The organism is Halostagnicola bangensis (assembly GCF_054653435.1).
The window spans coordinates 238,624-263,519 of the sequence record NZ_BAAIGG010000002.1 but is presented as its reverse complement, the minus strand read 5'-3'; the positions used below and the strand labels follow the sequence as shown (position 1 = coordinate 263,519).

The 24,896-nt window shown below is 59.7% G+C and carries 25 protein-coding genes, 1 tRNA gene and 1 pseudogene; 19 read left to right on the top strand and 8 right to left on the bottom strand.

All coding sequences use genetic code 11. The features are described from left to right. Positions 1–252: 252 nt before the first annotated feature. Positions 253–732: a DUF5799 family protein gene (locus ACYQ14_RS02895; protein ID WP_459884660.1), complete on the bottom strand. Its 480-nt coding sequence runs from the start codon at positions 730–732 to the stop codon at positions 253–255. Between the two features lie 126 nt (positions 733–858). On the opposite strand from ACYQ14_RS02895, the gene ACYQ14_RS02890 reads away from it, so the two are divergent. After that, positions 859–1,638, top strand: coding sequence for an FkbM family methyltransferase (locus tag ACYQ14_RS02890; RefSeq protein WP_459884658.1), 780 nt, complete (start codon positions 859–861; stop codon positions 1,636–1,638). 106 nt (positions 1,639–1,744) lie between these two features. On the opposite strand, the gene ACYQ14_RS02885 is transcribed toward ACYQ14_RS02890, so the two are convergent. Together ACYQ14_RS02885 and ACYQ14_RS02880 are read right to left on the bottom strand one after the other, a co-directional pair. Continuing rightward, entirely contained in the window at positions 1,745–2,191 is a 447-nt protein-coding gene (locus ACYQ14_RS02885) for a UPF0179 family protein (RefSeq protein WP_459884656.1), read from the bottom strand. 128 nt (positions 2,192–2,319) lie between these two features. Further along, positions 2,320–2,724, bottom strand: coding sequence for a DUF5820 family protein (locus ACYQ14_RS02880; protein ID WP_459884654.1), 405 nt, complete (start codon positions 2,722–2,724; stop codon positions 2,320–2,322). Between the two features lie 646 nt (positions 2,725–3,370). On the opposite strand from ACYQ14_RS02880, the gene ACYQ14_RS02875 reads away from it, so the two are divergent. The 7 genes from ACYQ14_RS02875 to ACYQ14_RS02845 all read left to right on the top strand — a co-directional run bounded on the left by ACYQ14_RS02875 (position 3,371) and on the right by ACYQ14_RS02845 (position 12,817). Continuing rightward, on the top strand, positions 3,371–5,443 hold the full coding sequence (locus tag ACYQ14_RS02875) for a PrkA family serine protein kinase (RefSeq protein WP_459884652.1): 2,073 nt from the start codon (positions 3,371–3,373) through the stop codon (positions 5,441–5,443). 18 nt (positions 5,444–5,461) lie between these two features. Next, positions 5,462–7,744 (top strand): PrkA family serine protein kinase, encoded by a 2,283-nt coding sequence (locus ACYQ14_RS02870; RefSeq protein ID WP_459884650.1) that lies wholly within the window; start codon positions 5,462–5,464, stop codon positions 7,742–7,744. Further along, on the top strand, positions 7,735–7,887 hold the full coding sequence (locus ACYQ14_RS02865) for a hypothetical protein (RefSeq protein WP_459884648.1): 153 nt from the start codon (positions 7,735–7,737) through the stop codon (positions 7,885–7,887). The genes ACYQ14_RS02870 and ACYQ14_RS02865 overlap by 10 nt, the downstream gene beginning before the upstream one ends. After that, on the top strand, positions 7,878–9,203 hold the full coding sequence (locus tag ACYQ14_RS02860) for a YeaH/YhbH family protein (RefSeq protein WP_459884646.1): 1,326 nt from the start codon (positions 7,878–7,880) through the stop codon (positions 9,201–9,203). The genes ACYQ14_RS02865 and ACYQ14_RS02860 overlap by 10 nt, the downstream gene beginning before the upstream one ends. Before the next feature lie 24 nt (positions 9,204–9,227). Then, positions 9,228–11,306, top strand: a complete 2,079-nt coding sequence (locus ACYQ14_RS02855) for a SpoVR family protein (RefSeq protein WP_459884644.1) — start codon at positions 9,228–9,230, stop codon at positions 11,304–11,306. Between the two features lie 76 nt (positions 11,307–11,382). Further along, positions 11,383–12,393 (top strand): HEAT repeat domain-containing protein, encoded by a 1,011-nt coding sequence (locus tag ACYQ14_RS02850; protein WP_459884642.1) that lies wholly within the window; start codon positions 11,383–11,385, stop codon positions 12,391–12,393. Between the two features lie 37 nt (positions 12,394–12,430). Then, on the top strand, positions 12,431–12,817 hold the full coding sequence (locus ACYQ14_RS02845) for a secondary thiamine-phosphate synthase enzyme YjbQ (RefSeq protein ID WP_459884640.1): 387 nt from the start codon (positions 12,431–12,433) through the stop codon (positions 12,815–12,817). Positions 12,818–12,925: 108 nt separating this feature from the next. Here the strand turns inward: ACYQ14_RS02845 and ACYQ14_RS02840 are convergent, their stop codons facing one another. From ACYQ14_RS02840 to ACYQ14_RS02830, 3 genes are all read right to left on the bottom strand, one after another. After that, positions 12,926–14,032, bottom strand: a complete 1,107-nt coding sequence (locus ACYQ14_RS02840) for a Gfo/Idh/MocA family protein (protein WP_459884638.1) — start codon at positions 14,030–14,032, stop codon at positions 12,926–12,928. Between the two features lie 292 nt (positions 14,033–14,324). Continuing rightward, positions 14,325–15,608, bottom strand: a complete 1,284-nt coding sequence (locus ACYQ14_RS02835) for a TIGR00341 family protein (RefSeq protein ID WP_459884636.1) — start codon at positions 15,606–15,608, stop codon at positions 14,325–14,327. Positions 15,609–15,705: 97 nt separating this feature from the next. After that, positions 15,706–16,395 (bottom strand): histone H1-like repetitive region-containing protein, encoded by a 690-nt coding sequence (locus ACYQ14_RS02830; protein WP_459889959.1) that lies wholly within the window; start codon positions 16,393–16,395, stop codon positions 15,706–15,708. Positions 16,396–16,935: 540 nt separating this feature from the next. Between ACYQ14_RS02830 and ACYQ14_RS02825 the strand changes: the two genes are divergently transcribed. Then, positions 16,936–17,601 carry a DUF7344 domain-containing protein gene (locus ACYQ14_RS02825; RefSeq protein ID WP_459889957.1) on the top strand — a complete coding sequence of 222 codons (666 nt, stop codon included), beginning with the start codon at positions 16,936–16,938 and terminating at the stop codon, positions 17,599–17,601. A 112-nt stretch (positions 17,602–17,713) separates the two neighbouring features. Here ACYQ14_RS02825 and ACYQ14_RS02820 read toward each other — a convergent pair whose 3' ends face one another. Then, a complete protein-coding gene (locus ACYQ14_RS02820; RefSeq protein ID WP_459884634.1) occupies positions 17,714–18,565 on the bottom strand; it encodes an eIF2B alpha/beta/delta subunit family protein in 852 nt (283 codons plus the stop codon). A gap of 136 nt (positions 18,566–18,701) precedes the next feature. On the opposite strand from ACYQ14_RS02820, the gene ACYQ14_RS02815 reads away from it, so the two are divergent. From ACYQ14_RS02815 to ACYQ14_RS02800, 4 genes are all read left to right on the top strand, one after another. After that, complete coding sequence (locus ACYQ14_RS02815; protein ID WP_459884632.1) at positions 18,702–19,025, top strand: DUF7969 family protein; 324 nt, start codon at positions 18,702–18,704, stop codon at positions 19,023–19,025. A 58-nt stretch (positions 19,026–19,083) separates the two neighbouring features. Next, a complete protein-coding gene (locus ACYQ14_RS02810) occupies positions 19,084–20,157 on the top strand; it encodes an Mrp/NBP35 family ATP-binding protein (RefSeq protein ID WP_459884630.1) in 1,074 nt (357 codons plus the stop codon). Then, positions 20,154–20,423, top strand: coding sequence for a DUF7976 family protein (locus ACYQ14_RS02805; protein ID WP_459884628.1), 270 nt, complete (start codon positions 20,154–20,156; stop codon positions 20,421–20,423). The genes ACYQ14_RS02810 and ACYQ14_RS02805 overlap by 4 nt, the downstream gene beginning before the upstream one ends. Before the next feature lie 89 nt (positions 20,424–20,512). Continuing rightward, positions 20,513–21,169, top strand: a complete 657-nt coding sequence (locus ACYQ14_RS02800) for a uracil-DNA glycosylase (protein WP_459884626.1) — start codon at positions 20,513–20,515, stop codon at positions 21,167–21,169. 32 nt (positions 21,170–21,201) lie between these two features. On the opposite strand, the gene ACYQ14_RS02795 is transcribed toward ACYQ14_RS02800, so the two are convergent. Beyond that, complete coding sequence (locus ACYQ14_RS02795) at positions 21,202–21,429, bottom strand: hypothetical protein (RefSeq protein WP_459884623.1); 228 nt, start codon at positions 21,427–21,429, stop codon at positions 21,202–21,204. 127 nt (positions 21,430–21,556) lie between these two features. Here ACYQ14_RS02795 and ACYQ14_RS02790 point away from each other — a divergent pair, with 127 nt between their 5' ends. The 6 genes and pseudogenes from ACYQ14_RS02790 (at position 21,557) to ACYQ14_RS02765 (ending at position 24,855) form a co-directional block, all read left to right on the top strand. Beyond that, positions 21,557–22,303, top strand: coding sequence for a hypothetical protein (locus ACYQ14_RS02790; protein ID WP_459884620.1), 747 nt, complete (start codon positions 21,557–21,559; stop codon positions 22,301–22,303). 41 nt (positions 22,304–22,344) lie between these two features. Further along, positions 22,345–22,426, top strand: a tRNA-Ser gene (locus tag ACYQ14_RS02785). 540 nt (positions 22,427–22,966) lie between these two features. Continuing rightward, complete coding sequence (locus tag ACYQ14_RS02780; RefSeq protein WP_459884617.1) at positions 22,967–23,209, top strand: GNAT family N-acetyltransferase; 243 nt, start codon at positions 22,967–22,969, stop codon at positions 23,207–23,209. A gap of 218 nt (positions 23,210–23,427) precedes the next feature. Further along, positions 23,428–23,793 (top strand): annotated as a pseudogene (locus ACYQ14_RS02775) (DUF7718 family protein); the annotation flags it as partial. A 99-nt stretch (positions 23,794–23,892) separates the two neighbouring features. Next, the gene (locus ACYQ14_RS02770; protein WP_459890118.1) at positions 23,893–24,048 is read left to right on the top strand and encodes a hypothetical protein; all 156 of its coding nucleotides are present in this window, start codon (positions 23,893–23,895) and stop codon (positions 24,046–24,048) included. Between the two features lie 381 nt (positions 24,049–24,429). After that, entirely contained in the window at positions 24,430–24,855 is a 426-nt protein-coding gene (locus ACYQ14_RS02765) for a methylated-DNA--[protein]-cysteine S-methyltransferase (RefSeq protein ID WP_459884611.1), read from the top strand. The last annotated feature ends 41 nt before the right edge of the window (positions 24,856–24,896 follow it).

Below are 24,896 nucleotides of genomic sequence, written 5' to 3'. Positions count from 1 at the left end.
GCGATTTTATCTGAAATGCAGGCGGGCAAGATCCCTTCCTCAAGGAGCGAGGGCGTCAACGTGAGCGAGTAGGCAGGGGTCGTTCACACCAACGAGAGCGAGGATTAGGTAAGGACAGCCAGCAGCAACACCCGATTCTTGACGCGTTTCCCGACGGTTCGTCTCGGAGAATCCTTCATCATCAGTGACTATAGCTACGCGTGATTCGGCGATTGGCGCTCCTTCTGATTCGCCCGGGAGGGACAACCTCGACTACTCGGTCTCCGCTCCGGCGTCGACCGCGGCCTCGCAAACGGACTCCCAGCGGTGGTTCGACTCGAGTTGCGCCTGTAACTCCTCGGCGTACTCCTGGGTGAGCGTCTCCGCGGCTTCGCGTTCGGCATCGTGGGACCCGCCCGAGGACCCCCCGCCCATTCCGAGGGCGCTTTTGATCGAATCGACGACGCCACCGCCGGACCCCGAGCCGCCACCAGCGCCGCCGCCAGCGCCCATTGCGCCCATCTGCGATCGGACGTTCTCGAGTTCCGGGAGGATGCTATCGACGTTTTCGGTGTTCGCGACGATTCGAGCTTCCTCGGGGGTTTCGGGCCGTTCGATTTCGAACTCCGTCGCGGTCATGATCAGGCTCCACTCCTGACTCGAGAACCGGGAGCTCTCCACTCGCGGGGAGAACTCCTGGTCGACGGTCATCCGCTCGCTGACGATCCGGTCGGTCCAGGCGTTGTCGCTCATGGGAATCGGTTGGGTGGGTGATGGTATCAGGGTTTCCCTGTTGACTCTCGCGAACTGGCCGAAATCGGGGTCGGCTCCCGAGCGAGCAACAAAACACCCAACAGCGAAGAGCCCGAGAAGGCGAGTATGTCCGAAGGGTCAATCCGCCGCCGCGGTTACCAGCAACTTCGACGACTGGTTCTCGGCGGTTACTATCGGCTCGTCAGAGCGAACTACGCTCGAGAGGCGATCGCGCCGCAAAAACGGACGGCGGCCGGGACGATCCGGAGCTACGAACTCTACAACCGCCACGGCAACGACGAGATGCTCGCCGAACTCGACAGCCGGTGCGGTCCGGACGACGTCATCTACGATATCGGCGCGAACGTCGGAACCTACTCGCTCGCGCTTTTGGCGGCGGAACCGAACCGACACGTCGTCGCGTTCGAACCCGCACCCTCGGCCGCGGAACACCTCCTCTCGAACGCGGAGCTAAACGGACTCGAAGACCGCCTCGAATTCAGTCCCGTCGGACTCGGCGAAGAGAGGGGGTCGGAGACGTTCTACGTCTCGACGTACACGGAACTCTCGGGGTTCGACCGCGAGAGCGCCGAGCGCTGGGAGGCGTCGGTCGCGGAAGTCCTGCAGGTTCCGGTCGAGCGCCTCGACGCGATGGTCGAGGCGGGACCTGCTCCCGATGTTCTCAAAATCGACGTGGAGGGAACCGCACCCGCGGTGTTGAAGGGGGGCCGGAGCACCCTCGAGACCCAGCACCCGCTCGTCTTTCTCGAGTGCCACGAGGAGGGGCTCGAGGGGAACGCGCCTGCAGAGTGTCGAGAGATCCTCGCCGATCACGGATACACGATCGACGAGCGAGAGACGTACTGGGTGTGCGAACCGCCCACCGACGGGTCCCGGAGTTCCTAATACTGCCGGCTGTGACTATGTGAAGATTTTCGCACCCCCGGGGCGACGAGAATTGTGAACGACTTACTGCCGGAAGTATAACGAATCAGTTCGACCGGGAAGGGTCCTACTCGTCGACCTCGAGTTCGACCAACTGTAACGAACGGTTCAGGTGGCAAACATTATGTGGCGGATCGCCGACGATATCTTTGATGCGGTACTCCTCGTCGAGATCGACTCCGTCGGGTTCGCAGTACTCGTGGCTCGGACACTCGACGTACGGACAGGAGCCCGGAAGCTCGTTCTTGCTTCCCGCGTACGCGCCTTTCTTCCTGACGTTTGCTTTCACCGAGACCGGCTCGACTTCGACGGCTCGAACGCCCTCGTCGTGCATGGCACACTCGAGCGTCTGGGCGTTTTCCCGGATCGACGTGACGCGGTATTTCGTCTCCGAGCTGAGATTGAGACACTGGCTTCGGTACGGACAGCCGGCGCAGGCGTCGGCTTCGCCGTGATAGACGAATTCGGTCCCCGGTTCCGCCAGCCGGGTTCCGAGGAGGGTGACGGTCGACATGTCGAACGGTAGCCGCCACTCGCGGTTAAGCCTCACGTCCCGGAGCGACACAAGTAACCGCTGTAGATTTCACGCTCCTCAGCCGCTACGTTCGGCAGTATTACGGGCCCTTCAGCCATACATCCTCGTCAGTCTTCGATTTCGGTTCCGCCGGTGAGTTCGTCGAGTCGGTCGAAGTACTCCTCGCGAGGGACCTGATAGATGTCGCGATAATCGATCTCGCCGTCGGCGAACGCTCGAGCGAGTTCGACGAGTCTCTCGAGCGCCTCGGGGCGCGAGGGGAATCGATTGGTCTCTCGGAGGTGGACCTCGGGCTCGAGATAGAGCGTAACGTGCCAATCGTCGTCGACGGTCCCCGGGTTGGCTCCGGGCCGACGAGTGCGGCGTCCGTGCGTGAGATAGAGCGTTGGCAAACACGGAGCGGGGAACGCGTCGCCGTTGAAGACATCGGGTCGGTACGCGAGGACGATACGTCCGTCTTCGCCCTCGTTCCAGACGGTCCAGCTATCGGGAAGGCCCGCCAGATCTGCCATTGCGATCGGTAGGGGTAGCGAACGTAAAGTATCGTCGCCGTCGGCCGGGACGACAGTCGCGGGGCCCCTCGAAAACCGCCCGAATCGCTCGTTCTCGAGTCGCGACGAGATCGCGCGCGAGCGCTCCGTGTCCATGCAGGCCGTTCGTTTATACGCTCGATCCCCCAATAATCGGTGTGATGTCCGTTGACAATCAGTGGTTCTGTCAATACTGGCCTCGAATCGGGTCCTCATAAATACCCTTTGGGGCCAAGCTTAAGTTGCTGTATTACTACATATTAAATACTTCCGGTATCCGATAGCCGGATCGTGCCTGCTCTCAGGTGCAGTCGTACCGTGAGAACCTCCAGGTGCTGTCGTAACGCGACGAGGTGTCGATCGTTGCACGCTCGCGCGGTGATGACAACCATGACACCACACCCGACGCCGCCCGCGGACACCCGCTCTCAGAGGCCTGCTACCTCGAGGAGCAACGCAATCGTCTCTCGATTCGATGTTCTTCGGCGAGAATCGGCGGCTGTGACGAGAACGTCACCGTGTCCCGCCCAGCAATACGCGAGCCACCCGGCGAACCACCGTTCGTTCACAATCATTCTGTGCGCGGACACGGACCGGCGAACAGAGAGACACCCCAACAACTGATACCATGACTGGTGACATTGAGACACTCGAGAAGCTCAGTACCGATTACAAGCAGTCGATGCCCGAAGACCTCCGCGAGACCAAGTCGTTCGACTGGTATCTCGAGGCGGCCTACAGGGACCCGAAGATCACCCGCAACGCTCACCAGCGGGTCGCGGACATGTTCGATTACTACGGCACGATCTACGACGAGACGGAAGGGGTCGTGGAGTACCAACTCGCCAGTGAAGATCCGCTCGGCGACGGCGAGAACACCTTCTACGGGAAGGTGATCCACCAATCGATCCACGAGTTCGTCAACAAGGTCAAATCGGGCGCTCGCCGACTCGGCCCGGAGCGTCGAATCAAACTCCTGCTCGGCCCCGTCGGTTCGGGGAAGTCCCACTTCGATAAACAGGTTCGAAAGTACTTCGAGGACTACACCCTCCAGGAGGAGGGGCGGATGTACACGTTCCGGTGGACCAACCTTTGTGACGTCATCAAAGACCAGGATCCGACGGACGACCAAGTCAGATCGCCGATGAATCAGGATCCGCTGGTGTTGCTCCCACTCGAGCAACGACTCTCGGTACTCGAGGACTTAAACGAGCGTCTCGATGCACCCTACACGATCCAGAACGAGCAGAGTCTGGATCCCGAAAGCGAGTTCTACATGGACAAGCTGCTGGCGTACTACGAGGACGACCTGCAGGCCGTCCTCGAGAACCACATCGAGATCGTCCGGCTGATCGCCGACGAGAACAAGCGCCAGAGCCTCGAGACGTTCGAACCCAAAGACAAGAAGAACCAGGACGAGACGGAACTGACCGGCGACGTTAACTACTCCAAAATCGCCGTCTACGGCGAGAGCGACCCGCGCGCGTTCGATTATTCCGGTGCGTTCTGTAACGCGAACCGCGGTATCTTCTCCGGCGAGGAACTGCTCAAGCTCCAGCGGGAGTTCCTCTATGACTTCTTACACGCCACCCAGGAGATGACGATCAAGCCCAAGAACAACCCGCGAATTGACATCGACCAGGTGATCGTCGGGCGGACGAACATGCCCGAGTACAAGGACAAGAAGGGCGACGAGAAGATGGAAGCGTTTAACGACCGAACCAAGCGGATCGACTTCCCGTACGTCCTCTCCTACGAGCAGGAATCCCAGATCTACAACAAGATGCTTTCTAACGCCGACGTTCCGGATATCAACGTCGAGCCCCACACGCTCGAGATGGCGGGGCTGTTCGGCGTCCTCACGCGGATCGAAGAGCCCGATACCGAAACGGTCGATCTGCTCTCCAAGGCCAAAGCCTACAACGGCGAGATCGATGAGGGCGATGACATCGACGTAAAGAAGCTCCGCGAGGAGGCCGCGGCGAAAGCCGAGATCGGCGAAGGGATGGTGGGCATCTCTCCCCGGTTCATCGGCGACGAGATTGCCGAAGCAATCATGGACTCCAAACACCGCTCTCGAGGGTTCCTTTCCCCGCTAACGGTGTTTAACTTCTTCGAGGAGAACCTAGAGCACCACGGCTCGATTCCCGAGGATAACTTCGAGAAGTACTACCGCTACTTAGAGACCGTACGCGAGGAGTACCGCGAGCGAGCTATCGAAGACGTCCGTCACGCGCTGGCCTACGACATCGACGAGATCCAGCGACAGGGCGAGAAGTACATGGATCACGTGATGGCCTACATCGACGACGACACAATCGAGGACTCGCTGACTGGCCGCGAGCAGGAACCCGACGAAACGTTCCTGCGGTCGGTCGAGGAGAAACTCGACGTGCCCGAGGACCGCAAGAACGACTTCCGACAGGAAGTCTCTAACTGGGTTTCAAGGCGCGCACGCGAGGGCGAGGCGTTCAATCCGCAGGACAACGAGCGCCTGCGCCGCGCACTCGAGCGCAAGCTCTGGGAGGACAAGAAACACAACATCAACTTCTCCGCGCTGGTCAGCGCAAGCGACGTCGACGACGACGAACGATCCTCGTGGATCGACGCCCTGATCGAACAGGGCTACTCCGAAGGCGGCGCCAAGGAGGTCCTCGAGTTCGCCGGCGCGGAGGTGGCGAAAGCTGAAATCGAGGACTAACATGAGCGAGGATCCACCATGAGAGGAAACGACTACGTTCGCGAGGCCGACCGGACCTTAGAGGAGACCTACGAGGAGCCGATGAGCCTCGGGGCGTACGTCGATCGGATCTTCGAGAATCCGACGATCGCCTCCCACGCCTCGAAGTACCTCCTCGAGGCGATCGAAGCCGCCGGTACGCGGACCGTCGTCGAAGAGGGCGAGGAGAAACAGCGCTACCGATTCTTCGACGATCCGCACAACGACGGTGAACACGCTATCCTCGGAAACACCGAAGTCCTCAACAGTTTCGTCGACGACCTGCGATCGATCGCCGCGGGTCGGGCGAAAGACGAGAAGATCATCTGGTTCGAGGGGCCGACCGCGACCGGCAAGTCCGAGCTCAAACGGTGTCTGGTCAACGGGCTTCGGGAGTACTCGAAGACCCCCAAAGGCCGACGCTACACCGTCGAGTGGAACGTGACGACCGCGTCCGACTCGAGAGGACTAAGCTACGGCGGCGATCCGACTGCAGGCGACGACGAGCACTGGTACGAGAGCCCCGTCCAGGCCCATCCGCTGACGGTGTTCCCGGAAGAAATCCGCGAAGACTTGCTCGCGGAACTGAACGGACAGCTCGAGGACCACGTCCCGATCCACATCGACTCGGAACTCGATCCGTTCTCGCGGGAGGCCTACGAGTTCCTCGAGGAACGGTATCGCCGCCAGGGCGAGGAGTCGCTGTTCTCGGCGATCACCGACGAGAACCACCTCCGGGTGAAAAACTACGTCGTCGACGTCGGCCAGGGGGTCGGCGTGCTCCACTCGGAGGACGACGGGCCGCCCAAGGAGCGCCTGGTCGGCTCCTGGATGCACGGCATGTTACAGGAACTCGATTCGCGCGGTCGAAAGAACCCGCAGGCGTTCAGTTACGACGGCGTCATCTCGCAGGGCAACGGCGTCCTCACCATCGTCGAAGACGCCGCCCAGCACGCCGACTTGCTCCAGAAGCTCCTGAACGTTCCCGACGAGCAGTCCGTGAAACTGGACAAGGGGATCGGGATGGACGTCGACACGCAGATGCTCATCATCTCGAACCCGGACCTTGAGGCCCAGCTCAATCAACACTCGGATCGAAACGGGATGGATCCGCTGAAGGCGTTGAAGCGACGGCTCGACAAACACCAGTTTGGCTACCTGACGAACCTGAGCCTCGAGACCGAACTGATTCGCCGAGAGTTGACGAACGAGACATCCATCTGGGAGGCGGACACGTACGACGAACTCGAAGGGCGGATCCGCCAGCCGGTGTCGGTGACAGTCAGAGATAGCGAGGGGGAGACGACGGTGCGAGAGTTCGCACCCCACGCGGTCGAGGCCGCGGCGCTATACGCCGTCGTCACGCGTCTCGACGAGGAGAACCTGCCGGCCGGGCTGGACCTCGTCGAGAAGGCATTGCTCTTCGACCAGGGGTACCTGCAGGAGGGCGACAGTCGCCGGACGAAAGACGACTTCGAGTTCAACGGCGACGGCCACGACGGCGAACACGGCGTGCCGGTGACGTACACGCGCGACCGGCTGGCCGAACTGCTCCAGACCGACCGCGACCGCCACCACGCCGAGCTTCCGGTCGAGGACGTCATCATGCCTCGAGACGTGTTGAACGCGATGGCCGACGGGCTCGGAGACGCCCCAGTCTTCTCGACCGGCGAACGGTCCGAATTCGAGAATCGGATCGTGCCGGTCAAAAACTACATCTATGACCAGCAGGAGTCGGACGTCATCGAGGCGATCATGCACGACAAGCGGGTCGACGAAGAGACCGTCGCCGAATACGTCGAGCACGTCTACGCCTGGGAAACGGATCAACCGCTGTACAACGACCGCGGCGAGGAGGTCGAACCCGACGCGCTGAAGATGAAACTCTTCGAGGTCGAACACCTCGGGCGCTTCTCCGAGGAGGCCTACCAGGGCAACCAGCCTCGAGAGAGTGTCGTCCAGTTCCGCCGCGAGAAGGTAATTACCGCGCTCAATCGCCACGCCTGGGAACACCGCGACGAGGACTTCGCCGTCGAGAACGTCGATCTCACGGCGATCCCGGTCATCAATACGGTCCTCGAAAGCCACGACTGGGACGACGTCGAGCGGACCTTCGAGGACTTCGACCCGCGCCAGTGGGACGATCCGCCGAGCGGCACCGAGACGGAGGCCGTCAAAGACCGAACGATCGAGACGATGGTCGATCTCTTCGAGTACAGCGAGGCCTCCGCCGAACTGACCAGCAGACACATTATGGGACAGGTGAGCTACCGATGGAACTGAGTACGAACGATCACGGGAAACGCGCGCTGGATTGGGGGGCGGTATCGAACCACACGTCGTCCGCCCCGGACCCGAAAACGGTGCTCGAGGCGGGCGGACGATTCGTCCGACTCGAGCGAACGGAGGTGCACAGATGGGGCTGAGAGACGACCTCGAGCGGTTCCGCGAAGTGGGCGAGAACCGCCGCGAGGATCTCGCCGATTTCATCCAGTACGGAGATCTCGGCCAGAGCCGGCCGGGCTCGATCAACATTCCGGTAAAGATCGTCTCCTTACCCGAGTTTGCCTACGATCAGCGCGATCAGGGCGGCGTCGGACAGGGAGACGGCGACACGCCCGACGTGGGCCAACCGGTGGGTCAGCCACAGCCCCAGCCGGGCGAGGACGGCGACGAGGGCGACGAACCCGGCGAGGAAGGCGGCGAGCACGAGTACTACGAGATGGATCCCGAGGAGTTCGCACAGGAACTTGACGAGGAACTCGGGCTAGATCTCGAGCCCAAAGGAAAGCAGGTCATCGAGGAGAAAGAAGGACCGTTCACGGACCTCACACGATCGGGTCCCGACAGCACGCTCGATTTCGAGCGTATGTTCAAAGAGGGCCTCAAGCGCAAGCTGACGATGGACTTCGACGAGGAGTTCCTCCGGGAACTGTGCAAGGTCGAGGGGATTTCGCCGCGCGAGGTCTTCGAGTGGGCTCGCGGCGAGAGCCTCCCGGTCTCGATGGCCTGGGTCGAAGAGGCCCACGCCGATGTGGCCGACGAGCGCGGGAAGTGGTCCTCGATCGAGGAGGTCGAGGCCAACGTAGAACGCGAGACCGTCCAGCAGAAGATTCGCCGAGAAGGGATCAAACACGTCCCCTTCCGCCGGGAGGACGAGCGGTACCGCTATCCCGAGATCATCGAGGAAAAAGAGAAGAACGTCGTCGTGGTCAACATCCGCGACGTGTCGGGCTCGATGCGCGAGAAGAAACGCGAACTGGTCGAGCGGACCTTCACGCCGCTCGATTGGTACCTCCAGGGCAAGTACGACAACGCGGAGTTCGTCTACATCGCCCACGACGCCGAGGCGTGGGAAGTCGACCGCGACGAGTTCTTCGGCATCCGCAGCGGCGGCGGCACGAAGATCTCGAGCGCGTACGAACTCGCCGCCGAACTGTTAGAGGAGTACCCCTGGACCGACTGGAACCGGTACGTCTTCGCCGCGGGTGACTCCGAGAACTCCTCGAACGACACAGGCGAGCGGGTCATCCCGAGGATGGAAGAGATTCCCGCGAACCTCCACGCGTACGTCGAAACCCAACCGAGCGGCAACGCGATCAACGCCACCCACGCCGAGGAGCTCGAGAAACACTTCGGCCGAGACGCAGAGGACGTCGCGGTGGCGTACGTCAACGGTGAGGACGACGTGACCGACGCGATCTACGAGATCCTCTCGACGGAGAGCGAGGCGGACGAATAATTTCGAACAGCGAGACACAGACAAATGAGTAAAACGAATTCCAACGCCGACAGGTTCCGAAAGCAGGTGATCGCCGAGGAATTAGTAGAGCCGGTCGAGGAGGCTCGAAATCTGGCCGAAACACTCGGCCTCGAGCCGTATCCGGTCAAGTACTGGATCATCGATTACGACGAGATGAACGAACTCATCGCCTACGGCGGGTTCCAGTCGCGATACCCTCACTGGCGGTGGGGAATGCAGTACGACAAACAGCAAAAGCAAGGCCAGTACGGCGGCGGGAAGGCCTTCGAGATCGTCAACAACGACAATCCATCCCACGCGTTCTTACAGGAGTCAAATACGATCTCCGACCAGAAGGCAGTTATCACCCACGTCGAGGCCCACTCGGATTTCTTCGCGAACAACGAGTGGTTCGGGCTCTTTACGGGCGGACAGGCCGACGAGGGCGCGGTCAACGCGGCGGCCATGTTAGAGCGCCACGCTCAGGCCATCGACGACTACATGTCCGATCCGGACATCGAGCGAGCGGAAGTCGAGAAATGGATCGATCACTGTCTCACCTTAGAGGACAACATCGACCAGCACCAGATCTTCACGCGTCGGCTCGATATCGAGGGCGACGTGCCCGACAAAATCGACGAGGATCTCGCCGAAAAGCTCGACGAACTCGGTCTCTCTGAGGAGGTCAAGGGCGAAGTGTTCGACGAGGAGTGGCTCGAGACGGTCGAAAACGAGGATGTCTCGGTCGAGTTCCCCGAACATCCACAGAAGGACGTACTCGCGTTCGTCCGCGAGTACGGCAAACAGTTCGACGAGGAGTCGGGCCGGGCCGTCGAGATGGAGCCCTGGCAGCGGGACATCCTTGACATGATGCGTGCGGAGTCGTACTACTTCGCCGCCCAGAAGATGACCAAGGTGATGAACGAGGGGTGGGCCGCCTACCACGAGTCCAGAATGATGAGCGACGAGGGATTCGCCGGCGACAACGAGTTCGTAAACTACGCCGACCACATGGCACGAGTGCTCGCCTCGCCTGGGCTCAACCCCTACAGCCTCGGGATGGAACTGTGGGAGTACATCGAGAACAAGACGAACAGACGGGAGGTACTCGAGCGCTTGCTCAGAGTCGAGGGAGTTTCGTGGCGGAACCTCACCGATGTCGTAGACTTCGATGCGGTACTCGAGACGCTCGAGCCGCCGGAGGCGCTCGCGCGAATCACACCCGAGACGCTCGAGGGCCTCGAGGACGTTCCGCCGGAGTACGTCGACGACGACGCGCTCGAAGCCGCTCGCGACGGGGAGATCGACGGGGCGGCTGACGCCGCCAGTCCAGAACGGGCCGATCGGCCCGTGGATGTCGAACGGTATCCGTGGAAGGTTCTCACCTACGACGGACTCGCCCGGCGACACTACTCGCTGGTCAAGCGCCAGCACCGCGGGTTCCTGACGCGGGTCAGCCAGAACGACCTCGAACGGATCGGCCGTTACCTGTTCGATGACGCCCGGTACGAAAGCGTCGAGGAGGCGCTCGCCGACGTCGAGTTCACCGCCGGCTGGGACCGGATGTTCGACATCCGCGAGAGCCACAACGACGTGACCTTCCTCGATCAGTTCCTGACCCAGGAGTTCATCACGGAAAACGACTACTTCACGTACGAACACTCCCAGGCGACGGGACAGTTCCACGTCTCGAGCGACGAAGCCGAAGACGTCAAAAAGAAACTGCTCCTGCAGTTCACCAACTTCGGAAAACCGACGATCGCGGTCTACGACGGCAACTACAATAACGCCAACGAGTTACTGCTGGGTCACCAGTACAACGGCGTCATGCTCGATCTCAAACAGGCCAAAGAGACCCTCAAACGGGTCTTCGAACTGTGGGGCCGCCCGGTGAACTTGCTGACGGTGGTCAAGGAAGTCGACGAACACGATATCGAGGTAGCAAAACGCAGGAACCGAGAGCCCGAACCGGAGGAGCGAGGAAAGTGCATCCGCTACGACGGCGAATCCATCACGACCGAAGACGTGCCGTGGGAAGAGGTCGAACACCTCGCCGCCGAGGACGTCGATTACGACACGAAGCCGGACGATTGGCTCGCGTGACCGTCTTTTTCTCCTGACGCTTGGCGGAAAAACCATCGGAAGACTTTTACCGCTTATCCCGTATCGGAACAGTAGCATGGATAGCGATGGGGAAGCGTCGGTCGAACGCTATAGTGACTCGGCCCTGGATTTCGAGCTTCCGACCGTCCTCGCACAGCTCGATAGCGACGATCCCTCGAGCCGGGAACAGGCCCTCGAGACGGTTCGATCGGCCGTCGATACGCACCCCGAAGCGTGTCTTCCGACCGTTCCGAAACTTCGGAAACTCCTCTCGGAGCACTCAGCCGAATCGAGCGACGCCATCGCGTACTGTCTGGCGGAACTCGCGTACGAATCCCCCGATGACGTGGCGCCGTCCGCCTCTGGAATTATCTCGTTTCTGATCACAAACGAACCCGAATCAGCGGCTCGAGACCTCTTCCGAAGTCTCCACGCGATCGCAGAGGAACGACCGGACACCGTCATCGATCACGTCGGCGAACTCCTCGTCGTCCTCGAGGGGCGAGAGACTGTCGATCGGTGGGGGGTCGAGATACTGGCGGAACTCTCCAGGGAGTATCCGACGGAACTCACACCGGCGATCCCCATACTACGGGAGACGCTGGCGAGAACGCCCCAAAAAGGCGGTGTTTCGGCACTATCGACGCTCGGACGGGTAGTCAGAGCGGAGACGACCGTCGAACTCGAGTTCGTCGACGATGTCGTTTCGCTGGTTGATCACGACGACCGTGCGCTTCGAAACAACGCGATCGCCTGTCTCGGCGATATCGCACGAACATCGCCGTCGGCAGTCGAAGCATCGTGTCCGACGATCGCTGGAGCACTCGAGAGCGAGGATCCGAACACGCGAGCGAACGCGGCCGTGACGATCGGACGCGTCGCGGCGGAAACCAACGACGCCGGGCAGGCCCAACAGCGGTTACTCGAGTTGCTTTCCGACGATCACGCCCACGTTCGCGCGAACGCCTGCACGGCGATTGGCTACGGCGAGGTCAAGGACGCTCGAGACACGCTCGAAGTACTCGCGGCCGAAGATCCGAACGCGGCCGTCCGCGAACGAGCCGCGTGGGCGTCCGCTCAGCTGTGACCCGTTCGTTCTTGTCCGTCGGCCACACAGCACCAGTATGCAGTTTTCCCTCGAAACCGATCGGCGATTGACGACCGTCGATCTGACAGATCGCGTCGCGAATGCGGTTCCGGACGACGTCGAACAGGGGTTGTGTACGGTTTTCGTCCGGCACACGACAGCGGGCGTTCTCTTACAGGAGAACGAAACTCGACTTCGGCGGGACCTGGAGGAATTTTTCGCGGACCTCGTTCCCGACGAGGGACACGCTCACGATCAACTCGACGGAAACGCGGATGCTCATCTCAGGGCGTCGATCGTCGGCCCGTCCGTGACGATTCCGATAGAAAGCGGCTCGCTCTCGACCGGGCGGTGGCAGTCGGTGTTGTTAGCCGAATTCGACGGCCCGAGAACGCGAACGGTGACCGTAATGACTGTCGACTGACAGACGAAGCGAGAACAGTGACGCTGAGAAGTCGGATCGACAACGGCGAGAGAATCACTCGAAAACAGGTAGAGTCAAGTTAGAACGGTTCAGTGGAGTTAACTGGTATTACTCGAGTTGCGCCTGAACTTCCGGCTCGGGAGCTTCGGCGATCTGCTGGGAACGGCCGGTCTCGCTCGAGCGGTAGATGGCATCGATCACGCGCTGGACGGTCAACGCTTCATCGATCGTGTTCGTCTGGGGCTCGATCCCGGTCGCGACGGCCTCGAGGAATCGCCGATCCTGTTCCTGATGGCCGGTTATCGACGGATCACCGGTCAGGTCGATGTCCGCGTAGTGGTCACAGCCGGTCGTTCCGGCCTCGAGAATCGTGAGATCGTTGTCGCCGATATCGAACGAGGCACCGGCTTCCGTTCCGCGCACGACGAAGTCGGTCGAGGGCTCCCGGTTCGTCGCCCAGGCCGCCTCAAGGGACACCGTCGTTCCGTCTCCACACCGGATAAACGCACTGACCGAATCGTCGACGTCGTACGGTTCGGCCGAGCTTTCCCAGTTGTCGCCGAACCCGTCCGGGTCGGCGTATTCCTCGCGCGTGCCGAACGTCGTTCTCGTCACGCCGGACACTTCGGTGACCTCGGGAAATCCGAGCGTGTAGAGCGCGAGGTCGATCGCGTGGACGCCGATGTCGAGCAACGCCCCGCCGCCCGCGAGGCCCGGATCCGTAAACCACGAGCCGGGACCGGGAACGCCGCGACGACGAACGTAGTTCGCTTCGACGTGGGTCAAGTCGCCGAATCGGCCGCGGTTGTTGTATTCGTTGAACATTGCGGTCGAAGCCGCGTGACGGTTGTGAAAGCCGACCATACAGATCCCGTCGGATTCGGCTTCGACGTCTGCGATTCGTTCCGCGCTTTCGAGCGTGTGGGCAAGTGGCTTCTCGACGAGAACGTCGAGCCCGGCCTCGAGCGCTGCGGTGGCGATAGATTCGTGGAATCGATTCGGGGTTGTCACGATGACGGCGTCGACCGCACCGTCTTCGATGAGTCCCTCGTGGGACTCGTACGTGTCCGCGTCGAATTCTTCGGCGAATTGAGCTCGCTTTGCTTCGACCAGATCAGCACCGGCACGGATATCCGCACCCTGGTCGAGAAAGTTTCGTGCGTGTAATTGGCCCATTCCACCGAGACCGACGATACCGATGCCGATCGAACTCATTTAGAAACCCCCGATTTCTCCCCGGAACAACTCGACGAGCGAATACTAACGAGTTGTTTCGGCGTCGTTTGTATGCGATGCCAACTGTCCATAGAGGTAGGGAGCGTGCGAACGAAATAAGTATTGTGTCCTAATAATCTATACAACCATCCAGATATTCAGTAAATATTTAATATTTTTCCCACATATTGGCTATTCGATATGAGTAATACCATATTACTATTTTGGGTAACAGCGTGTTTCCACTCTCTCGACAATAAAGAACGGGAGAGCGGAAGGCCTCCGTATCGGACTACGCCCGTTGCGTGTCGACGAGTTCGACGACGACCGCGAGTTCCTCGCTGGTTGCCGTCTCGAGACGTTCTCGGACAGTTTCTGCGAAGTCTGGCGACTCCTCGGTTCCGGGCGGCCGCTCAACGAGAACGGTTACCGCCGGGCGCTCGCCGGTGTAGAAGTCATACAGTTCGTACTCGACGGACACCTCTTCGAACTCGAGGGTCTCGTAAGCGGGATCCTCGCTCATCGCCTCGAGTTCGACGGTCACGTCGTGTTCGACGGCTGCAGTCTGGTGAGTTCCGTAGGTGACCCCGACGAGAACGACCGAAAGTAAAGCGATGACGAGCAGGATGACCAGGACACGCGATCGGAGTCGGCCGTAGACCCGTTCGACGTTTCCGGCACGGTCCGGGCGGTATCCCGAGATCCACAGTAGCAACAAGGCGGTCAGGTTAATCGAGAACATGTTGATCAGCACTAACGTTCCCGCGGTGAGGACGACCTCCGGATGCCCCCAGGCGATCCCGAGTCCGGCGGTGGCCGCGGGTGGGATCAGCGCAACCGCGATTGCCACGCCGACGAGCACCGAGCCGACGTTTCGGACGAGACTGATCACGCCGGCCGCCCCGGAACCAAGTGCGAGAAAAAGGGCGAGAAAGCCCGGCGTGATACGCTCTTGAACCGCTGGAACGGTCGTTATATCGAACGCAGGGGGCAACAGAACCGTTCCGCGGAGTAGATAGCCCAGTACCGCCGCGGTCAGAACCGACGCGAGGAGTCCAAACACTTGCAACCGGACGCCTCGAGAAGCGAGATCGTCGTCGTCGACGATAACCCCGACGCTGGCGGCGAGCGCCGGTCCCATCAGCGGTGCGACGACCATCGCACCGATGATGGTGGCGGACGAATCGAGCAACAGTCCTGCAGTCGCGATTATCGTACTCAACACGAGTAACGCGAAGTACGTCGAGGAGTCCGGGGCGAGGTCCACCGCTCGCGATCGGAGTTCTTCGCGAGAGATTCGCGTGCCACCGAACTGATCGGTCAACTCTTCTTCCCGCGCAGAAACGATCGTTTCAGCCGCAACGACAACGGAATAGGACTCCTCTGTGAGGCCGGCTTCGTGTAACCTCTCGAGTATCGGTTCGACTCCTGCTGGCGTGATCGGTATCGACACAAGTGCTTCAAAATCGCCCGGTCCGACCTCTTCGGTGATCGCGTAATCGATCCCCTCCACCTCGAGCGTCTCGAGAACGAGGTCTCGATCGCCGTGGGGAACGAAAATCTGCAGGAGACGCATGCTGTACGTATGCGAAATACCGGGATAACTGTCAGTGCCGACAGGCGTGACTATCACCTGAACCGTGATTCTGCCTCGAGGGCTGAGGTTCCATCACCTACTGGTGAGCGGCGGTGGACAGGAACCACGGTCGAGAACACAGTCGTTGAGTCAAATCGACCTCGAAAAAGCCTCGAGACCGCCCCCACACAGTATCGGCCACAGTGAAACGAAACAAAAAGCAATGTGACTCGACCGGGCGTCGTCGACTCTGCGCTCGAGGATTGCGGAGACCCGAATTGCGTGCCAAATGATCGCTATTCGTTCCGACGAGAGGAAGACACCCTCTGTGGGTGATGAGAGTGAGACTACTGTTCGAAGTCTTGCATGACCGTCTGTCGAACAGATTCCGCGAATCCCTCGGGGTCGTTGACCGGGTTGGGATGCTGGCTGTTGGGATTGCGGTCACGTTTCTTACGACCGTGCTTTTTGCCGCCTTTCTTCTTGCCGTCCCGTTTCTTCCCGCCTTTCTTCTTCCGACCGTGCTTTTTGCCACCGTGCTTCTTACCGTCCCGTTTTTTGCCACCGTGCTTCTTACCGTCCCGTTTTTTGCCACCGTGCTTCTTACCGTCCCGTTTTTTGCCACCGTGCTTCTTACCGTCCCGTTTTTTGCCACCGTGCTTCTTACCGTCCCGTTTCTTCCCGCTTTTCTTCTTCCGATCGTGCTTTTTGCCGCCTTTCTTCTTCCCGTCTCGTTTTTTCCCGTCTCTCTTGTGGTCTCGTTTTTGTTTCCCGTCGCGTTTTCTATCGTCTCTCTTGCCGGATTTCTTCTGTTCGCCTGCAGACGCTACTCCCGTGAGTCCAACCGCTCCCGTGGTGATTACTGCAGCGGTTCGGAGAACACTACGACGGCTATTACGAGTCGTGTCATCTTGGCGTGTCATTTGGGTAATACCCACGCAGTTCTATCACAGAAATGGTTATGAATAGTATAACAAGTTACGCGGAGAAAGCACAGTAATAGCAATAATTCTCGAGCCAACGGACTAAAATATACGTTATTAAATAGGTCATGACCTAATCGATCGCACAAAATAACGCGTTAGCGGGGGCTGGGAAGAATATTCTCACCGCGAACCCCCTTTCGAGTACTCCAACAGTATACGATGGGATAAACGGTTTACTCGCTTGAATATCGCGGTGGGATCGAATATATCATATATTTACTTTTTCAGTATTATCCGACAGTCATACTTTATTTGGAAATTAAAATAGCATGTTTTCACGAAAAACTAGAGGAAAAAGACTATATTAGGCCCATTTATTCAATTGCGTAGAGAGCATGTCAATTACAACTGGCGATCCATCCCACGCTCCGGACGACCCATCCGATGACTTGCAAACCAAACAGTCGAACGCGCTCTCGAGCGATACCGTTTTCCACATTCTTCAGACTAGCCGCCGGAGAGAGACGATTAGATATCTCTTAGACACCACCGGCCCCGTCAAAATGCGTGATGTCGCTGAGCACGTTGCTGCGTTAGAACACGAGACGACCGTAGCGAAACTCGATTCGACCCAGCGTCAACGGGTGTACATTCCGTTGTATCAATCCCATCTTCCAACGCTCGACGAAGAGGGTATCATTGACTACAACAAAACTCGCGGAATCATCCGCCCGACGGACCAGCTCGAACTGTTTCGGCCGTACCTCGAGATTCGAAGCGGATCACAATCCATCACGGAATCATCAGAAAAGAACGACACACGAGCGGAGCAACATAATACTATATTACTCCTCATCTCTACCGTCGTGAATATTCTTTTCGCATCCGTTGTCGGTGGTTATGCTGCAATTAGTACCACGAACATTGCACCGTTTCTGATCGCAATAATCGGTGCGTTTGTTGTTATGGGAACGGTTTTTTGGACAACAACGGCCGGTCGGTCTGAGTCGAAATTCTCGACCGACGCCAGTAACTCACAGGCGCTGAACTATTCTGAAAAACGGTAATCACTCCGTGTCTGAAGATCGTAAATTAGCCACCTCACGGAACTCGCACTGATTCCTTTCAAACGGGGACGACGGAAGAAGACGTTACCGACGTTAGGAAGTGCCCGCCGATTCAAAACGTCTTTCGACCGTCGTCGGTGATGACGCTCTCGAGTAGCGAGACCGGCGTCGCATCGTACGCCGGGTTTTCGACGGCAAAGCCCTCTGCGGGCTCGAGTAACACCTCACTCCCCGACCGAAACTCGTTTTCGAAAACGAACCCGTCAGTGATGAGTTTCGCGGCCGAGCCCAGCACAGTTACGGGAACGTCAAGCTGGTCGGCGGCGGCAGCGATCGGGAACGTCCCGACTCGGTTGTAAAGCGTTTCGTCGACGATACAGTCCATTCCGACGACGACGCGATCGCACTCTTCGAGATAGAGGCCGTTCGCACTATCGGTGATCAACGTCGGCTCGACGTTCTCGAGCGTTGCAAGTTTTCTGACGGTCTTTCGGCCGATATATCGCGGGCGGGCCTCCGTCACGTACACATCGATCTGCTTGCCGTCGGCCGAGGCCATCTCGAGCGCCTCGAGAACCGTCGAGGAGTAATCGTGAGTTAACAGCGTGTCTCCGTTATGAAGCACGTCGACGGCGTTCTCCGCGGCTCGGCGCTTTGCCGACTCGATTCGAGAGATGACCGCCTGGATGTGCGTCTCCGTCGCCGTCTTCGCTTGGTCGACGTTCTCGGGGTTCTCGTCGGTCACTTCTCGGTTCACCGTCCGAATCGCGTTTTGCAACGACGCGTGGGACGGGTTCGCCCGTCTGAGTACCTTTCCGTTCTGTTCGAGGGCGCGCAGATACTCCTCGACGGTCGCGTATTCGCGATCGAGCAGATCCCTGAGCGCGCGCGTCGCGTTTACGGCTACCACCGAGGAGCTGTGCGTCTGCATCTCCCTGATTTCCTCGGCCGTCTCGTCGATCATATTCGTGACCACAGCCGTTAGCGCAAAAGGTGTTCCGGGAACTCGATGCACGGGCGCGGTCGCTTCGGACCTGGACACGCTCGCCAATGTGCCCACCAACCGCAGGCTTACGTTCATCAAAGCCATAGACCGCTCGATGACTGTCACTGTTCGATACACCTGTCCGCACTGTGACGCCGTCGTCAGCGTCGAGCGACGACCGGAGATGGCCGACAGGTCGGTGACGAAACAACCCCGGCCCGGCTGGAAGTACGCCACATCGGATGAGGACGAACTCGAGTCCGCCGACGGAATCGCCTTTCTCTGCGGCGAGGACGGACGGGTAACCGATCTCGAAGGAGACACCATCGAGGGCTGCGGTCGGCCGTTTTATCTCAACTTCGTCAGATACGAACGGGGCGTCGAACTCGAGCCGGATCCTCCGTCCTACGGCGGCCCACGATTCGATTTCAATGCCTGAGACGGTTCTCATCGGCCGGTAACACAACGCTTTTTCGACGGCAGAGCAGACTACCGGTATGGATGAAGCCGCCGTTCGCGATCGCCTACAATCGGTCGAGGATCCCGATCTCGGGGACGATATCGTCTCGCTCGGGCTCATCAACGACCTCACCGTCGACGACGGCGAGGTGACGATCGATCTCGCTCTCGGTGCACCGTATTCTCCCTCGGAGACGGAACTCGCCGGAGCGGTTCGGTCCGTGCTCGAGGAGGAAGGGCTCGAAGTCAATCTCTCCGCGAGCATTCCGGATCGAGACGACCTCGCGAGCGAGGATCAGGTGCTCCCGAACGTCAAGAACGTCATCGCGGTTGCCTCGGGCAAGGGTGGCGTCGGGAAATCGACGATGGCTGTCAACCTCGCCGCCGGCCTCTCCCAGCAGGGCGCTCGAGTCGGCCTCTTCGACGCCGACGTCTACGGGCCGAACGTTCCCCGGATGGTCGACGCCGACGAGCCGCCGATGGCGACGGAAGACGAGACGCTCGTCCCGCCCGAAAAGTTCGGCGTGAAACTGATGAGCATGGCATTTCTCACCGGCAAGGACGACCCGGTCATCTGGCGCGGCCCGATGGTCCACAAGGTCATCACCCAACTGACCGAGGACGTCGAGTGGGGCCACCTCGACTACCTCGTCATCGACCTGCCGCCGGGAACCGGTGACACTCAGCTGACGATGCTTCAGACGATGCCCGTAACTGGTGCCGTCATCGTCACGACGCCACAGGGCGTCGCGCTCGACGACGCTCGCAAGGGCCTCGAGATGTTCGCCAAACACGACACCGTCGTCCTCGGCATCGCGGAGAACATGGCGACGTTCGCGTGTCCGGACTGTGGCGGCGAACACGACATCTTCGGTTCGGACGGCGGCTCGGAGTTCGCGGCGGCCCACGACATGCCGTTCCTGGGTTCGGTGCCGCTCGATCCCTCCGTTCGCGAAGGCGGGGACGAGGGCGCGCCCGTCGTCCTCGACGAGGACAACGAGACCGGCGACGCCTTCCGCGAAATCACTGAGAACGTCTCGAACAACACCGGAATCGTCCACCGGCGCTCGATAACCGGCGCCGCCGCGACGCGACCACCCGAAGAGGAATGACGGCCGACGGTGACGGGGACTCGGCTGGAAGAGCGGACGACTTCGATACGGAGACCGCGTTCGATCCCGATCCCGAACGAGTCGAACGGTTGCGGACCATCGCCGACGAAATCCGAGGCGAGACCAGCGAGAGCAAACAACTCGCAAACATCCTGTATCGGACCAGCGATCTCTACGACGCCGACGAGGAGACGAGTCCCGAGGAGATCGTCCGGAACGTGAAGTTCATTCTCGAGGTCACCGAACGCGGCGGACTCAGCCGATAGCACTCGGGTCCGCGGCCCGGGTCGGAACGCCGAGTGTCCCATCGAGCACAGACGCGGCGCTTTTGTCCCCGCAGCGCGAGGCACACGCTGTGGACGCGAACCAACAGTCTCGAGCGAACCCCTACGGTATGGACGAGGAGTGCCAAAACTGTCCGGCACTCTGTGAGACGCGGACGCAGGTCGTCCACGGCTACGGCGATGTCGGCGCGGACTTTTTGTTCGTCGGCGAGCGACCGAGCGCTGAATCGGACGAGGCAGGCGTGCCGTTCGTCGGTCCCGAAGCTAATAAGGGGGAAACCGAATCAGTGAGTGGTGGCGTCCGACGAATCCTCGAGCGGTTGGGGCTCTGTGACGCAACCTCCCCGCCGTCGGAGCCGTCGCTGATCAACGTCTACTTGACGAACCTCACGCGGTGTCGGGATCCCGAGCGACCGCCGGCCGACCAAGAGATTACGAACTGCGAGCCGTACCTCGAGGCCGAAATTCGGATGATCAACCCCGAGATCATCGTCCCAGTTGGCAAACGGGCACTGGCCGAAATTGCGACCGAATACACGCGCACGCCCGCCGAAGAACTCGACCTTGAGGAGTTACACGGCGAGCGCGTTCGAGGGCGCGGGTTCGAACTCGTTCCGATGATCGCCCCGAGCGAACAAACCGACGAGCAGACCCAGGCGTGGGTCGAAGCGTTCGCCGAACTGTTGGCGACGGATTATCGACAGACAAAGGGGCGGCAGGGTCGCTAACGACAACGGGGATTTTTTCGAGAATCTCGGTCCTACCAGTACGGATTCGCCAGCCACCGCCTCGAGCGTGAGCCCAGTATCGCGAGCCCGAGAACGACAAGTGCGGCGACGGCGAGCGATCCGAGTACCGGGGCGAGCAGATGTTCGGTCGCTCCGGTCGCCTCGAGCGCGAAGCTATCGACGAAGCTGGCAATGGCGACGACCACGAGCGACGCGATGGCGAGTATCCCGAGTACAGCAGTCGATGTCCGATAGTTCATACGACAAGCAACGGGATCGTCGATTATAGTTCATCCGACCGTTCGGCTACCGGATCGGTTCCGATCAAGGGATCTCGAGAGCCCTCGAAGCACTGCCTTCAAGGCTCGTCGGAGCCGACGGGCGACTATGATCGTCGTCGTTCCGGTGGCTCCTCCTCGAGACGGGCTGGTACTAGCGTCGCTCGCCGAACAAACGCCCCTCTCGGAACGGGAGGCGAGACGGCTCTACGAAGCGACGACCGCGGACGTGCTCCGCGCCATCGCGGCCAGCGGCGGCGAACTGCTCGTGAACTATCGGGATGCGGAAACGCTTCCGGTGGGATTCGACGGCGGCGATCCCGAAGCCGAGGTTCGCGCCATCGCCGAGGACGCGCTCACAGCAGAGACGCTGAGCGACGTGCGGTTCGAACGGCAGGTCGGCTCCACGCGGTCGGCTCGAGTCGGTAACACGGTCACCCACCTTCTCGAGTGGGAGGGAACCGCGAGCGTCGGCGTTCTCGAGCCGACGGCTCCGCTCGTCGGGCGAACCGAAATCGACGGCGCGGCGATGTCGATTCGACGCCACGACGTCGTTCTCGGCCCGTCGTCAGGCGGTCGAACGTACTTCAGTGCGTTCTCGGAATCGATCGACTTCGAAGACGCCTACGAAGTTCCGGAACTCTCGACGCTCGCGACTCGAGCGGCCGATGCCGGGCTCCAGAGCGGCTTCGCGCCGATGTTTCCGACCGTTGATACCGAGCAAGGGCTCTGTGCGACGGTCGCGATGCTCGAGGCCCAGACTGCCGCGAACAGAGTCAATGCGCTCGACACCGCGGAGGTCGTGGGCGAACTTGGACTCGAGGTTGGGGAAGACGAACGACTCGAACGCCGATAGACCGACAACGCTTTTTAACCGGATGCGGAAAAGAGGGATGAGGTGGGGTGGCAGAGCGGCCTATTGCGCCTGCCTTGAAAGCAGGTGGCGTCAGCCTCTTGGGTTCAAATCCCAACCCCACCGCTTTTGCGACGAACAATACGTGAGGAGCAAAGCGTGAACGTTGGGATTTGAATCAGAGAAGTCGCAGCCCGGACGCGAGTGAAACGAGCGTCCTGGAACGTCTTCGCGTGGTTCAAATCCCAACCCCGCCGTATTTTGCTGTGTAAAGGAGTGTCATAGAAGAGGTCTCGAGAATTGATTTCGACCGTGCTTCGGTGTATGTCGCGGTCAGTTGGCTTGCGAATGTCCCGCCGATCAACCTACCGGATGCGATGGATGTTCTTGCCTTCGTGCGAGATACAGCGCGCATACCGAGCACCCCGAAAAATAAAATAGTAGCTGTTTCTCCGTATAATCGAGAGGTGATAGCGTATCGCTGACACTCAAACAAGCGGATGGAGATGCTCTCACGTACGTCGAGACTCTGTTAGAGGACAACGGTTTGCCTTCGCAGGATGTTCGTTCCAACCCTGGTGCGTTCCACATCAGCTACAACGGGGACGAGCGAATCGGCGTTGGTGGTGTTGAAAACCATGGAACCCACGGGCTCTTCGGTCAGTCGTGATTGAACGTTCAAAACGGGGTAACGGCTACGGAGCAGCACTTTGTGATGCGCTCGAAACCGAGGCGGAATCCAACGATATTGACACACTGTATCTGCTGACCACAACCGCGTCCGGGTTCTTTGCGACCCGCGGATACGTGGAGATTCATCGGAGTGACGCTCCAACCGATATCCAGCAGACAACTGAGTTCGACAAACTCTGTCCAAGGACAGCCACTTGTATGAAGAAAGATCTGTAGCGTCTGCTTTGGCACATACAGACTCTGTGCTTGCCGTTTGTTGGATAGTCACAGGAGACATTCGAACTGTTCTATGGCACTCGCTCTATGGAGAGTAAGTTGGGTCGCCCAGCGGTACTACAAGGATGCCTACGACAGTCCGGTAAGTCCGAATCAGACGCGGTCACAAGGTATATCGATAGTTTGGAACTACTTGCGAACAGAAGTGGGTAGAAAGGATGACTTTTCCTTCACTTCCCGCTGGATATGATGTTTCGAAGCCCGTACAGGCCGGACGATCAGACTGTCATATTACAGTTGGGTTCGATCAAGGCCATTCTCACATTCCTCGATTCCTTGTTCAACTCCACTATCAGACGGTAACTAATCCAGTTCAGTGGGATACGATCGCCCGCATGGACCATAACGAAACATCAGTAACCGGGCACGATGTCTACCAAGAAGGGCTTCACGTCGACACCGATCGACAGTCGAGCAAGGAAGTTCACTTGAAGTTAGCACACGGACTATTACCGTCAAATCGTGGGACAGTGATCCGAGGATGTGTTGACTACTTCAGGCAGGAAACGGACTACTTTATCGATGTCTATGAGGAGCGAACGGTACCAGGTGGTCCGCCGAAGTGGTCAGATGGTGGCGAGAGCACACGTAACTTTATCCGTCCGAGCACAGTAGGGGAGAATATGAGCCAAGAGTCGCCTACTCAGGACTCTCTTTCGCCAGACGAGCTCACCGAGTTGCTCGCCGATGCAACAGACACGACGGCAGAAGAGATCGACCAAAGTGCATCCGACCTCGAGATCGCTTCGCCGGAAGAGGCGACTATCATTGACGAGTAAGTTAATCGCGACCTATTTTCGCTGATACGAGATGGCTCACTACACGTGCCAACCTTTTGCTCTGCGTGCGGTCGCTTCGCGACCGCACTCGGCAAAATCCTCAAAAGAGCGCAAGCGCTCTTTTGGACCTCGCGGGAGCGAAGCTCCCGCTTAGCGTTGATGAAAAGCACGGCGTCACCCCCTCATCCGCGCCGATGGCGCGGCTTCGAGGCTTCCTTGGCCCGCTCGCTCACTGCGTTCGCTCGCGGGTGCTAGCGGTAAGTCCTCGTACTGTATTTGCCGTTCATCGAGCGAATCGAGAATCGAACACTCTCAGTGTCCGGCGGAGTTATATCCGTCTCCCGCCCAAGAAACACACATCGACAGCGAACGTATTCAGCCATGAACATCTCCATTCTTCAATCCACAGTCGAAATCGACGAATCGCTCGTCGACGAATCGTCCGCGGAAATCCGAACCCAGATTCGCGAGTACGAACGCGGTGACAGACGAACGTTCGACCTCGAGATCACCACACCAGACGGCATTCTCGGCGACGTGATGGACGCGATGAGCGAGATACCCTCCGGCGAAACGCGCTCGTACGGCGACCTTGCGGCGGACCTCGAGACGAGTCCTATCGCTGTGGGACAGGCCTGCGGCCGAAACCCCGTTCCGGTGATCGTGCCCTGCCACCGAGTCGTCGGGAGCGACGGAGCGCTCAACGGCTACTCGGCGGCCGACGGCGTGGAAACGAAACGGCGATTGCTCGAGCTCGAGGCTCGAGAGCAGGAAACGGTCCAGACTCGGTTACCAACGGACGCGTAGAAAATAGCGCTACGATCTGCGGCGAATACCGATTCCGATCG